Origin of the sequence: Pseudoalteromonas sp. NZS100_1, from assembly GCF_015864285.1 — a bacterium.
GTDB classification, from domain to species: Bacteria; Pseudomonadota; Gammaproteobacteria; order Enterobacterales; family Alteromonadaceae; genus Pseudoalteromonas; species Pseudoalteromonas arctica.
Map to the genome: position 1 here is coordinate 73705 of NZ_JADYXN010000001.1, position 13236 is coordinate 86940.

13 protein-coding genes are annotated in these 13236 nt (G+C 37.6%); 5 read left to right on the forward strand and 8 right to left on the reverse strand.

Annotation, left to right across the window (positions count from 1 at the left end):
• Positions 1-4: 4 nt before the first annotated feature.
• From I6F66_RS00345 to I6F66_RS00355, 3 genes are all read left to right on the forward strand, one after another.
• Complete coding sequence (locus I6F66_RS00345; protein ID WP_024590954.1) at positions 5-709, forward strand: response regulator transcription factor; 705 nt, start codon at positions 5-7, stop codon at positions 707-709.
• A 19-nt stretch (positions 710-728) separates the two neighbouring features.
• Positions 729-2021 carry a HAMP domain-containing sensor histidine kinase gene (locus tag I6F66_RS00350; RefSeq protein ID WP_101216201.1) on the forward strand — a complete coding sequence of 431 codons (1293 nt, stop codon included), beginning with the start codon at positions 729-731 and terminating at the stop codon, positions 2019-2021.
• 204 nt (positions 2022-2225) lie between these two features.
• Positions 2226-3581, forward strand: a complete 1356-nt coding sequence (locus tag I6F66_RS00355) for a sodium-dependent transporter (protein ID WP_165739754.1) — start codon at positions 2226-2228, stop codon at positions 3579-3581.
• A 79-nt stretch (positions 3582-3660) separates the two neighbouring features.
• Here I6F66_RS00355 and I6F66_RS00360 read toward each other — a convergent pair whose 3' ends face one another.
• Together I6F66_RS00360 and I6F66_RS00365 are read right to left on the reverse strand one after the other, a co-directional pair.
• Entirely contained in the window at positions 3661-4110 is a 450-nt protein-coding gene (locus I6F66_RS00360) for a GNAT family N-acetyltransferase (RefSeq protein WP_165728719.1), read from the reverse strand.
• Positions 4111-4184: 74 nt separating this feature from the next.
• Positions 4185-4928 (reverse strand): sporulation protein, encoded by a 744-nt coding sequence (locus I6F66_RS00365; protein WP_007586609.1) that lies wholly within the window; start codon positions 4926-4928, stop codon positions 4185-4187.
• Positions 4929-5193: 265 nt separating this feature from the next.
• Between I6F66_RS00365 and I6F66_RS00370 the strand changes: the two genes are divergently transcribed.
• Together I6F66_RS00370 and I6F66_RS00375 are read left to right on the forward strand one after the other, a co-directional pair.
• Positions 5194-6768 (forward strand): cation:proton antiporter family protein, encoded by a 1575-nt coding sequence (locus I6F66_RS00370; protein WP_007586608.1) that lies wholly within the window; start codon positions 5194-5196, stop codon positions 6766-6768.
• Positions 6769-7118: 350 nt separating this feature from the next.
• Positions 7119-7343 carry a DUF3820 family protein gene (locus tag I6F66_RS00375; RefSeq protein WP_007586607.1) on the forward strand — a complete coding sequence of 75 codons (225 nt, stop codon included), beginning with the start codon at positions 7119-7121 and terminating at the stop codon, positions 7341-7343.
• Between the two features lie 88 nt (positions 7344-7431).
• On the opposite strand, the gene I6F66_RS00380 is transcribed toward I6F66_RS00375, so the two are convergent.
• The 6 genes from I6F66_RS00380 to ilvY form a co-directional block, all read right to left on the reverse strand.
• Entirely contained in the window at positions 7432-8679 is a 1248-nt protein-coding gene (locus I6F66_RS00380) for an ATP-binding protein (protein WP_165740783.1), read from the reverse strand.
• Positions 8680-8704: 25 nt separating this feature from the next.
• A complete protein-coding gene (locus I6F66_RS00385) occupies positions 8705-9397 on the reverse strand; it encodes a response regulator (RefSeq protein ID WP_007584133.1) in 693 nt (230 codons plus the stop codon).
• A 14-nt stretch (positions 9398-9411) separates the two neighbouring features.
• Positions 9412-9792 (reverse strand): DUF3019 domain-containing protein, encoded by a 381-nt coding sequence (locus tag I6F66_RS00390; protein ID WP_197116694.1) that lies wholly within the window; start codon positions 9790-9792, stop codon positions 9412-9414.
• 1 nt (position 9793) lies between these two features.
• On the reverse strand, positions 9794-10606 hold the full coding sequence (locus I6F66_RS00395; protein ID WP_165728717.1) for a MipA/OmpV family protein: 813 nt from the start codon (positions 10604-10606) through the stop codon (positions 9794-9796).
• Positions 10607-11053: 447 nt separating this feature from the next.
• A complete protein-coding gene (locus tag I6F66_RS00400; RefSeq protein WP_197208440.1) occupies positions 11054-12100 on the reverse strand; it encodes a GGDEF domain-containing protein in 1047 nt (348 codons plus the stop codon).
• A gap of 116 nt (positions 12101-12216) precedes the next feature.
• A complete protein-coding gene (ilvY, locus tag I6F66_RS00405; RefSeq protein ID WP_165728716.1) occupies positions 12217-13122 on the reverse strand; it encodes an HTH-type transcriptional activator IlvY in 906 nt (301 codons plus the stop codon).
• Positions 13123-13236: the final 114 nt, after the last annotated feature.

Sequence of the window (13236 nt, forward strand, 5' to 3'; positions counted from 1 at the left end):
TTTCATGGATAACTATGGCACTATTTTACTCGTTGAAGACGATGTATCACTTGCTCAATGGGTTGCTGAATACTTAACAGAGCAAGGCTACACAACGCATGTTTGTCACAGAGGTGACGAAGTAATTAGCCAAGTCAAAACGTTAAATCCAAATATCGTGCTCCTTGATATTATGCTTCCAGGGCAAGATGGTATAAGCGTGTGTAGAGAACTTCGTAGTTTTTATAATTCGCCCATCATAATGCTCACCGCACGCGATGAAGAAATGGATGAGGTCATTGGTCTAGAAGTAGGTGCAAGCGACTACATAATGAAACCTGTGCGCCCTCGTGCATTGCTAGCGCGTATAAAAGCAGCCCTTCGCCAAAACAATGAGCCAAATACCCCACACGTTAACGAGAGTGTTATTAATGTTGGTACGCTTAGTATTGATACCGAATCTAGAAATGTAAAACTCAACAAGCAAGACGTAAACATATCAAGTGCTGAGTATTTACTGCTTCATTACCTTGCGAGCAATGCAGGCCAAGTGGTCTCGCGTGACGCTGTATTTAAAGCAACCAAAGGCAGAGAATACGATGGGCTTGATAGAAGTGTTGATGTACTTATTTCTGCACTTCGTAAAAAGTTTAATGATGATCCACAAAACCCTGAAAAAATTAAAACTATTTGGGGCCGTGGATATTTACTTGTTTCTACTGCGTGGTAATAAAGTGATGAATAAATAAATGAAAAAGTTTTATATATCGCTTTTAGGCAGTGCACTTTTATCTATTGTGGTATTGGGCTGGCTTATTGATGCTTTTAGTCAACAAGCGCATACCCCACAGGATGAATTTAGTCAGCAAAGTAAAATGATTATGGGTTTTAGCAAGCAATTAGCTAACATACCCACATCTGAGCGCAGCGATTATGTAAAACAACTGGCGCTAGAATTTGATGTTTTAATTGATTATAAACCTAATGAATCACTTGCTTTACCGCCTTCTTTATTATTACAAATGCATACGCCGGGTGGGCTGATTTTAGAAGATCAGCAAGGCTTTTATATGCTTTATAGCAGCGCTGTTTTAAATCCTTTTCACTTATCAATGCGTTTAGATAAAATTTTTGATAGCGAGCAACATAACGACATTATATTAACCTTACTCTTTTACGCAGGCTTATGTGTATTTATGGGGTTTATTATTGCGCCCTTAGCTAAACGATTAACCGTGTTAAATGAAGCCGCTAAAAAGTTTGCCTCTGGTAATGTTCAAGCCCGAATAAAAGTATCGCATTTTACTTACATAAAAGACGTAGAGCTTACCTTTAACCGCATGGCCAGCCAAATAGAGAAACTTGTCGCTGAAAATAAACTAATGGCTTCAAGTTTATCTCATGATATACGCACCCCTATCGCGTGCCTGCGATTTGGTTTAGATGCGGCATTAGATAGCCATGATGAGCAAAAAGTAAAACAGTATTTAACCCGTATGGAAAATGATTTAGACCATATGGAATCGATGCTTAGTAGCTATTTAGCTTTTGCTACTTTAGAACAAAATGCTAATAAGCTGACCTATTCATCAACAAACATTAAGTCCTACCTTGAAGATATTTTAGTTCAACTTGCACCAAAACTTGAAATGCAAATGCTTAACGTACAGCTCAATAGTACAGATAAAATAATAAATGCAGATCTTCACTGGCTTGCTCGCGCAATTACTAACTTATTAACTAACGCATGTGATTTTGCAAGCCAACATATTTACCTGAGCGCAAAGTTACACGAGCAACAGCTTATAATAACAGTAGAAGATGACGGCCCGGGTATCGCTCGAGAAAATTTTAGTAATGTATTTAGCCCATTTTTTAGGGAAGAAGATCACCGTAACAGAGCTGATAAAAGTTACGGCCTTGGTCTAGCTATTGTTGAAAAAGTAGCCGACTGGCATCATGGCAGTGTTAAAGTAAGTAAAAGTACCCAGCTAGGTGGTGCGTGTTTTACTTTCACTATTGCACAGCATCATAATTCGTAAAGCAATAGTTACAGACTGTAATTAACAATTATTAAACAAAATCAACTCGTTATTTTAAACGACTCGATAACAACAATTAAAATCGATGGTTATAACACACACTTTACTTATTAAATTGTGCTAGATCAGCAAATAAGCACTTTTTATTTTTTAACATTTCCAGTAGATTGTCACCGCCGTCACACAATAGAGAAGTACAATAATATGAGCGCAGTTAGAGGCGAGTTCAGCTCTCGCTTTGGTTTTATTATGGCCGCCGCGGGTTCTGCCGTTGGTTTGGGCAATATTTGGGGATTCCCTACACAAACAGCAAGTAATGGCGGTGCTGCATTTTTAGTCGCATATTTAGTGCTTGCGTTCTTTTTAGCCTACCCCGCTTTAATGGCTGAACTTATGATTGGTCGTCATGGCCAAGCAAATGCGGTTTCATCACTTCAAAAAATATCTAATAAGCCATGGCAAAAACACTTTGCCTTTATTGTTGGTTTTGGCGGTATTTTATGTGCTGGCTTTATATTAAGTTTTTACGCCATTGTTGCTGGTTGGATGCTCAGCGCTACAGCTGAACCCATAGCCACTTTAGTTGGTGCCAACACAGCATCTACATGGTTAAGCGAGCAATCACTTACCCGAAACATTATATTCACTCTCGTCTTTATCGTACTAACTGTCGCTATTATCAGTAGAGGCGTTGAGAACGGTATTGAAAAATGGTCAAAACGTTTAATGCCCGCTCTTTTGGGGATTTTATTTGCACTTATTGCTTATGTAATGACCCAAGATGGCGCAATGGAAGGTTTAAAGGCTTACTTAGTTCCTGATTTTTCGTCTATTTTTGACGCAAAACTATTAGTTAGCGCACTAGGACAAGCTTTTTTCTCTTTATCGCTAGGTACTAGCGTAATGATTATTTACGGCTCGTACATCAGCAAAAAAGAAAATCTTGTTTCTTTAGGTGCCTATGTAACCCTTATTGATGTATTTATAGCCTTTGTAGCGGGTTTACTGATTATTCCGGCTATGTATGTAGCGCAAGCTCAAGGCGTTGAAATATTCTCGGCCTCAACAGGTAAATTACTCTCTGAAGATACGTTAGTATTTCAGGTACTCCCTGCTTTATTTGATGGAATGGGCGAAGTTGGCTTATTTGTGGGCTTTTCATTTTTTGCGTTAATGAGTATTGCCGCTTTAACGTCATCTATTTCAATGTTAGAGGCGCCAGTATCATACACTGTAGAACGCTTTGGGATGAAACGCGTTCAGGCAACCTGGTTGATTGGAGCTTTAATTGCTATCGTTAGCATTATAATTGTGTGTAACCTTAGCAGCTTATTTGGCTTAGTGATTACTTTAACTACAAAAGTAGCTCAACCTTTGCTTGGCCTGATGTGTTGTATATTTGTAGGCTGGATTTGGTACAGAAGCTCATTACTTAAAGCAATTAAAGAAGGTAATCCTGAGGTCCATAACACATTGTTTTGGAAAATATGGCCTTGGTATACCAAGTTTGTGTGTCCACTTGCTATTGGTATGGTGTTTTTACACTCACTCTTGAGCTAAATAATACCTTAACCTTAAAATAGTCTTAAATTAAAATAGCCCACATTAGTGGGCTTTTTTATAGCTGCTTAAATTGGATTTATTTAGTGAGTTTTAAAATCATATCTTGATGAGGTATACCGTCTTCTAAATATTCACTTTTATAATCCTCAAAGCCAAAAGAGCGGTAAAAATCAAGTAAGTAAGTTTGTGCACCTATATAAATATCTCGCTCAGGCCATTGTGCTTTGCAGCAGTCTATAGCTTTAGTAATAAGTAAAGTAGCATACCCATTACCACGCGCTCCTTCACTCACTAGCACGCGACCTATTGCGCTGTATTGCTCACTTTTGTCATAACAACGCGCATAAGTTTGTAGTTGCTCATTATCCAATGTATATAAATGCTGTGTATTTGAAGCAATATCTACATCATCAAGTTCAGGGTAAGGACATTTTTGCTCTACAACAAACACATCAACCCGCCCACGCATAATAGTAAAAAGAGTCTGTGTATCAAGAGCGTCAAACTGCTCACATTTAAACTGCATATTAAATCCTATAAGCAAAAAACCCAGCTTAGGCTGGGTTTATTAAAATCACTCGCTAGCTTAGTTAGCTTATACTAAGTAAATAAGCGCTCTAGCTGATCACACAACTGCGATAGATTCACATGATCGTGCTCTATGGTCAAATCTACATAACCATCGCCTTTAAAGGCTCTGTCTAGCTCTATAAGCACATGTGTTTTATGTGCCTCTGGTACAAACGATAATTCAATCTCCTGAATGCCAAATAAGCTGCGGCTATTAGGTTTATACTCAAGTTCTTGGTAACACCCAGATAATGACTGAAAAGTTGAAGCCCGTAAGTGGCCTTTTTCTACGTCAGCTTTCATTAAACTAAAACCTAACTTTTCCATCGCTTGCATACACGTTTTAACCGCTTCATTAGGGTAAATGTGTAAATGATCTTTATCTGTTGGGTCAAGTGCTAAGTCTATATCTAGGCCTGTTTCTAGCCATACATGTGATTGATTATAACCTGCATTAATTTCTGTAATAGGTGTTTCAGAATGAAGACGTGCTTCAAAAGGGATGTTTTTAACTTCGCCTGGCTCAATTGTACCAATATCTGTAATTCGCCATTGCTCAATTACATGATTAGTAAAATAATCGCCATCATCACCCGCAACTTTAACACGAGTCATTAATAATAAATCTAAGCCTGCGATATCTTGGCTAACATCCCCTGCTGTGATAACTATTTGTGCGTTAAAAAGTTGACCTGGTTGTAGGTGTTCAGTTTCTAAAATAGTGTCTACTTTTGCAGCACCAATACCTACCGACGCTAAAATCTTTTTAAACATATCTCTCTCCTTAAGCTGAGCTGCTCTATTATTTGCTCTGGCTTAAACTTCTTCGTTATCGCATCTTAACCATATTTAAAAGCTAATGTCAGTGAAAAAATGTTATTTACATACTATTTACGATTAAATAAGTGTTTAATGCGCATTTTTCATACGCAGCAAGGCAAGTAATTGATTAGACGCGTTCATTTTTAGGTCTATTATATTTTCAATGGCATAAATTTTTCGTTACACTGCAACACCAAATGAAGTGATATTAAGAATTATGGAACTAATCTATTTTGCTGCCGCGTTTGTTTGTGGTTTTGCCGTTTATCAATTAAAACTACCTCCTCTTATTGGATTTTTATTAGCAGGCTTTGCTTTAAATTTATCGGGATATAAAAGTACAGAGTTGCTCGATACAATTGCAGCCCTTGGCGTTACCCTTCTTCTTTTTAGTATTGGCTTGAAACTTAAAGTTAACAGTTTAATTAAACCTCAAGTTTGGGCACCTGCAACATTGCATATCATTTTTAGCAGTGCGTTATTTAGTGGCTTTATGCTGTTACTTGGCGTATTCGCTATTCCACTATTTGTTGATTTAAGTTGGCAAAGTGCTTTATTAGTTGGGTTTGCGCTTAGCTTTTCAAGTACTGTATTTGCAGTGAAAGTGCTTGAAGAACGCGGGGAAATGGCAAGCTTACACGGTAAAATAGCCATTGGTATATTGGTAATGCAAGATATCTTTGCTGTTATCTTTTTAGCTATTAGCACCGGCAAAGTCCCAAATTTATGGGCAATTGCACTAATAATTGCTTTGCCTTTATTACGACCTGTAATGTATGGCGTATTGAACCGATCTAAACATGGTGAACTATTACCATTGTTTGGTTTTTTCTTTGCTCTAGTTGCTGGTTATCATGCATTTGAATTTGCAGGCCTAAAAGGCGATTTAGGTGCATTAATAATAGGAATGATGTTTGCCCCTCACAAAAAGGCAGGCGAGCTATCAAAATCCCTGCTTAATTTAAAGGACATATTGCTAGTTGGCTTCTTCTTAAGTATTGGTTTGAGCGCAGAGCTAACCACTAACTCCTTGATTGTTGCTATTATACTTATTTTAGTATTACCCGTTAAAATAGCGCTTTATTATGTGTTCACTAATATATTTAAACTACGCGCGCGTACATCATTACTTACTGCTTTTAGCTTATCTAACTACAGTGAGTTTGGTTTAATTGTATGTGCAGTGGCTGCAACTACAGGCATGATCACCTCTGAATGGCTAGCTGTAATGGCAATTGCTGTTTCTATTACCTTTATAATTGCCTCCCCATTAAATAAACGTTCAAACGAGTTGTACGTCAAAATTGAGCACTGGTTATTAAAGTTCGAAAGCAAAACTCGTTTAGCTGAAGAGCTACCTGTTAACCTTAACGATACTAGAATAGTCATTTTTGGTATGGGACGTATTGGTACTGGTGCTTATGAGACTATCAACGCGACTCACCCAAATGTTGTTGCAGGTATAGATATAAAACCTGAGGTGGTAGATAAGCACGTTAACAGAGGCCGCAACGTCTTAATTGCTGATGCAACCGACCCTGACTTTTGGCAACGAGTAAATCACTCACAAGTAGAAATGGTTATGCTTGCAATGCCAAAGCATATGCAAAATATCTTTGCTCTAGAGCAGCTACAAGCCTCTGGTTATAAAGGCCAAGTAACAGCTATTGCAAACTACCCTGATCAACAAAAAGAACTAGAAGAAATGGGTGTTCATTCTACTTATAACTTTTACCTAGAAGCCGGTAGTGGTTTTGCAGAGCACGTTAAACAAGAGCTATTTAACGAATAATTACTTTTTATAACGTCTATAAATAACAAGGCCTTAATTAGTTAAGGCTTTGTTATTAGTTTTTAAATAAAAAGCAATTCTATTTACATTCCTTTACAAGCCAATTCACCACAACAATGAAAAACAGGTAGACTAACTGTGTTGGTTAAATAAGAACCCATGTTCTAATAATAACTTAATTAGATCCCAGCTAATTAAAGTTCAACTAGGTTTATATCAATCAACATAAAATTATTAAATCAGAGGGCCTACTCCCTCGCAAAATAGGCTGTTTCTTGCCCGTCACAGCCTATTTTATATCTCTAAAATCCCTTACACTTACGCATACTTTAAATACATAAGTAGTTTTTATGGATCCAAAACAACTAAAAATAGCTATTAATACCATAATGCCGTTTGGAAAATATGCAGGACGGCCATTGCTTTTACTGCCAGAGCCTTATTTAGTCTGGTTTAATCAGCAAGGGTTTCCTGACTCAAAACTAGGTAGTCAACTTGCGATGATGTATGAGGTAAAACTAAATGGCCTTGAGCAAATGTTAATGCCATTACTTGAAAAAAATAAAAATAGTTGAGAACTTTTTTAAGTACTTGCGGTCTATTGTATTGCTACTTGTTGATTTTGGTTTTTAACCACAAAAAAAGCGCCTCTAGGCGCTTTTTTTATGTCTTTAATTTGAGGGGTAAATATACAATAAATTTAGCACCACCTAAGCTTGAGCTTTCTGCTTTACACTCTCCTTGGTGCCACGACACAATTTTAGCAACTATAGCGAGTCCTAAACCAAAACCACCGGTATCCTTGCCTCTACTTTTATCTAGTCGAGTAAAAGGTTTAAATACATTTTCTCGCTCAGCGGGAGCTATCCCCTCACCATCATCTTCAACAATCAATACGATGTGTTTTGTCTCTTGTAGCAATGAAATTTTAACTTGTTTATGAGTGTATTTGAGCGCATTGCCAATTAAATTTTGAAATACTCGCGCCATAAAGTGACTATCACAGTAATAACTTAAATGCTCAGGGAGGTTTACGGAGAGCGTTGTTCGGGCTTCAAAGTTTAGCTTTTCAACAGTTGTTTTTACCAGCCCAGCTAAGTCACAGTTTATTGGCTGTAAACTAGGTTGTTGAGAGTCTAATCGCGCGTATTCGAGCATTTCAGAAACTAGTGACTCAAGCTCGCTAATGTCTGTTTGCATGTTTGTTAAGTATTTCTCACCTTTTTCGTCAAGCATTTGTTCTTGCAGCATTACAATTGCAAACTTTAAACGTGCTAGTGGTGTTCTAAACTCATGCGACACCGATGAGGTAAGTTCTTGCTGCGCACTAAGTAAAAACTCAATACGTTGCTGCATTACCTTTAATGTATCAGTAATAGGTAAAAAGAAAGACTTAGAAGAGTCGTTTAGTTGAAAGTCTTGCAAACCCTCTACCGCTTCACACGCTTTACGTAGCTTTGCAAAGTCGCGCCATAGTAAAAAGCTCCACAGCCCAACAGGTATACCTACAATAATAAGTAGTAATAAATACGGCCAAACAGAAGATGATTCCTGCGTTAATACACCTACCGGTCCTACTTGAAGTAATGAATCATTACCGAGATCTACATACCAAACAATGCGTTGTTGCTTATCGTATAAGTATAAGTAGTGGTTTTGGTTGAGCTGCGATTGTTGTTTTTGAGGGAGTATTAAATCACGTCGTTCAATCACTTTACTTTCAAAGTTGTGCTTTAATTTTTTAAGACCATTTGGAGTTTGTGAGAGCAACCAGAGTGATTGCCCAAACTCATCATCTAAGAAGACCTGTTGTTGCGACTCTTCGTAAGGCCACAATTGCTCTATAACACCGCTTACTACAAACAAAGAAACGATGATATATAAATATAAGCTGGTAAACAGTTTTCCCATTAAAGCCGACTAACCTTAAATAGTTCTAAAGATCCCATGCATCAGAAACAAATAAGTAGCCTTGTCCCCATACAGTTTTTATACGATATGGCTTATCGCTGTTGTCGCCTAATTTTTTACGAATTCGTGATACGCGTACATCCACAGTTCTATCAAGTCCATCGTATTGGCGGCCAATCATATGCTGGTGCACATGTTCTCGACTTAGTACTTCACCCGCATTTGACGCTAATAGCCATAGTAACTCAAACTCGTGCGAAGTTAATACAATCTCCGAATCACTTAGTTTTACAATACGACTTGTTTTATCAATGACTAAATCACCAAACTGGAGCTCTTCGCTTGATTTTACCATGGGTTGTCCACGACGCAGTAATGCATTAATTCGCGCTAGTAATACACGTGGCTCTGCTGGTTTTATTACATAATCATCAGCGCCAAGCTCTAAGCCAAGTACTTGGTCGAAATCTTCACCTTTAGCAGTCAACATTAAAATTGGTAGAGTAAATTTATCTCTTACTTGGCGGCAAACGCTAAAGCCATCTTTACCTGGCAGCATAACGTCTAAAATCATTAAATCGGGTGTATTGTTTTCTAAGTAATTAAACACTTCGTCACCACGGTCTAATACTTCGACTTCAAGGCCATTATGTTCAAGGTAATCTTTTGTTAGTTGTTGTAAACCGAGATCATCTTCAACAAGTAAAATTTTTGGCATTAGTTGCTCCTAAATTAAAAAAAGCTCCACGGAGAGCGAAGCCTACGCCTATTTTTTTTAGCATGGGCGCTTTGTACTTCAACCTGTGTTTTTGCTATTAACACACCCGTATGAGGATTGATTAAGGAGTATATGGTCTCCACCTGAACACGCGCTTTATAATTAAATTGCCCAGAAAGTTGTTGCTCCCAGCATTGAAGCCGTTGCTCTTGCTGATACAAACAGACATCACTGTAGGCGTTTAATTGCCATTTAAATTGTAAATCAAGATCGCAAAAACCCTGCTGTTCAGAGACAACGCAGACTTTTGGAGAAACGCTAAAAAAAGGGGTTTGTGCCACACTAAAACCACTAAAAAAAGTGGTAATAAAGACAACTAATATTAAATACTTCATATTAAAAAGTACGATCGAATCCTATAAATGCAGTCATTGAATAAGTACGTTCGAAGAGCGGACTGCCATCCATAGCCGAATAGTCGTAATATGCTACATGAAAACGAAGAGAGTCAGCCTTACTCAGTGGCCAACGGGCGTCGATTTTAGCATAAGGTTGCCAACTACTACCAACGTCTATTTTGCCAAATTGAGTTTCACCCTCATTAAGTCCATAAAAATAGCTATTTAGTTCCGCAGATTTATAGTTTATTCCAAGTGTTGGCTTTATTTTGAGCTTTCCTATCACAGTATGATACTGCCACTGTAATGCTGCGCGTACACCTCGATAAACATCGGTTATATCATGCAGAGCCTGAACCGAAAAAACATGGTCTTCATTTACATAGTGATATGCAATACCCGCATCCAGTGCAATTTGCCGTTTATGTAAATTATCAATATTAACATAGCGAGAGGACGAGGCTTCATCTTGCATTACGAACTGATTGTTGAGGGCACTACTTTGTAGTGTAAATACATTTTTAGGGTGCCAGTCTATAAAAAAGCGAGACTCAGAGTTGAGTTCACCAACTAGATTAAAGTGATGCTTAGGGGTTTGCAAAAATGAATAACCAAGACGGCCATTATCAAAAAACCATTGCTCTGCATAAAACGCAACTTGAGGAATAAGCACGAGCGGAATATTATCTCCACCATGCAAAGGGTTGGTTATAACTCCAGCCCCCACGCTTAAACTCAAATGCAGACGATCGGTTGTTATATCTTGCTCTGTATAATCATCAGCATGCTTGCTTGCCTGTGTTGCTTGCACCGAAAGGCAAACAAACAAAGTGCTAAAACATAGAGCTGTTAATAATGAGAAGGCATACCGCATCAGCGTAAATCAAAGTATCAAAATAAGTGAGTTCCCCATACTAGCAAGGTCTTTTTAAACTAGCTCTAGCTGGTTACAATTATTCACAATTTGTATACAAAAATGTTAACTTTATGCTTTTCGGACTATTTATCTTTCAAGGTAGTTGTGTCTAAGGACTATATTTTGAGTTGCTTGTGTAATTTTTGACTAATAGTACTTTAAGATCCTTTGAAAATGAGGCACTACGTAGCAAATGCAATTATTCAAATAAAAAATTACTAAGAGCTAACTCGCTAAAGCTCTATTGGGTTTTACCTGCTTGTTTACCAAAACTGAAGTTGGATTAAATCGCCCTAAATTGAGCGGCTTTAACCCAAATAAATCAGAAACCTCTGGCACTTATTAAATATCAGGGGCTATTTCTATACGATTTCGTCCATGTGTTTTGGCAATGTATAAGGCTCTATCTGCACGCTCAACTAAAACAGAACTATTTGTAAATGGCCGTAAAATTGCTAAGCCAAAACTTGCTGAAATAGCACGTTTTGCAGTTACATCATGCTTTTTACGAATCGCCAATTTTGCTATTGCTAAACGAATACAATCTGCAAATGCTATTATATCGTTAATAGTGTCAAAGTAGGCTGTTATGCAAAACTCCTCGCCACCATATCTATACACATTTGCAGCTTCAGTTGTATTTTCTCTCACTTTTTTAGCAACTAGCCTAAGGACTTCATCACCCTTTTGATGGCCAAAATCATCGTTAAAGCGCTTAAAATGATCAATATCAAACATAATGAGTACGGCAAGAGAGTCTTCTTGCGCTTGCTCTGAGTATTCGAGGCAAAAGTTTACAATATCAGAATCAAACTTACCTCGATTATAAAAACCCGTAAGCGTGTCGGTATCGGCTGCTTCCTTTAAAATATTGAGTGCTTCTTTTAAATCTTTTATTTCATTGTAGGCAACGGCTAATTTAGTCTGAAACTCCCGAGCATAATCTTGCATTGCAATAGAATCGTCGGTTAAACGCTCAACACAACCTAGTATCTCATTGTAAGAGTTTACATCAACAAGCATATTTAATTCATTTTGTGAGTCGACTAAACTCGTCGTAAAGCTTTTAGAGTGATCAAGCGTTGTGCTTATATCTTGCTGAACTTGCTCCATAGTTGTATGAAATTTTTCAGTCATTTCTTGAAAAAAAACGAGATCGTCTTGCGTTAAATATTTATCAAAAATTTCTTTTGCTTTGTCTTGTGAACATGTTTGTTGCAGAGCAATAACATGGTCTAACTCAGCATTTAATGAAGGTTTGTTTCCTTGAATATAACAGTACCAAATTGCATAGTTGATGGGTGTAACCGGCATTCGGTATTTTACCATCAAAGGAATCGCCTTTTTTAGGCATTGAGCAGAATGAGCAAGTGATACGGCGTGGTTCATAAATAAACTCTCAAGCGTCATTGTTTTTATTATTAGCGCTCAATGTTAAGTAATAGTAAACTTATACGCAACCTATATTCATACTATTTAACTAACTTGCTTATTCTCTGCGCGCATTAAATCGCTTTTGCATCTAAAGTTTGCGCAATATTCCACAAAGCACTGATTGCAGGGTCATTTAACTCTTTCCTTAATACTGCCAAACCAATATCAAACCCATCAGGCGCTTGCATTTTTGGTGTTAGTATTTGTACTTTATCTTGCAGCGGGCTGTTATCTAGCACTATTTTAGGGACCATTGCGACACCTAATCCTAAGCTCACCATAGATACCATTGCTTCGTGCCCAGCAACTTGTGCGTAAATTTTCCCGTGAATATTATTTTTGCGCCACCAGTGTTCTAACCTTTGGCGAGAAAAACCTTGTTCTGGCACAATAAATTCTAAATCAGACCAATTAATGCCATCACTATTGTGTGTTAATTTTTCTGTGATCGGACATTGAATTTTTGGTCCAATTAATAAAAGTGGAGAATGCCCTATATCTACAAAAGCAATTTGCGCCGGTAACTTATTTGGCTTAGCTGCAATAGCCATTAATTCATGCCCATCTAACACACGGTTTATAGCAAGTGCAGGGTCGCCTGTATTTAATGTTATTTCTATATACTGATGCTGCGCACGAAGTTGCTCTAATATTTGATGTAAAAAACTATAAGATGCAGTAACCGAGCAATAAATACTTACTTTGCCGTAAATATGTTGTTGTGGGTCTTTCACATTCGTTTTAAAACGCTGCCAATTAGCAAGCGTTGCTGTGGCGTAATCAATAAACGACTCACCCTCACGCGTTAATTTAACACTGCGGTTATCGCGTACAAATAATGCAACACCTACCTCTTCTTCCAAGTGTTTTATATTGCGGCTCAAAGTGGGTGCGCTTATATGACAAAGCTCGCTTGCGCGTCCAAAATGAAGTGTTTTAGCCAGTGCTAAAAAGTAGTTTAAATGTTTATGATCCATGCCAAACCCAGTATTTCATATTATGAAACACTTTAATTCAAATATATCATTTTACGCAAGCAACGATTTTACATATGGTGTTTGTAAGCGCAATAAACCTTGCGCATCTAACAA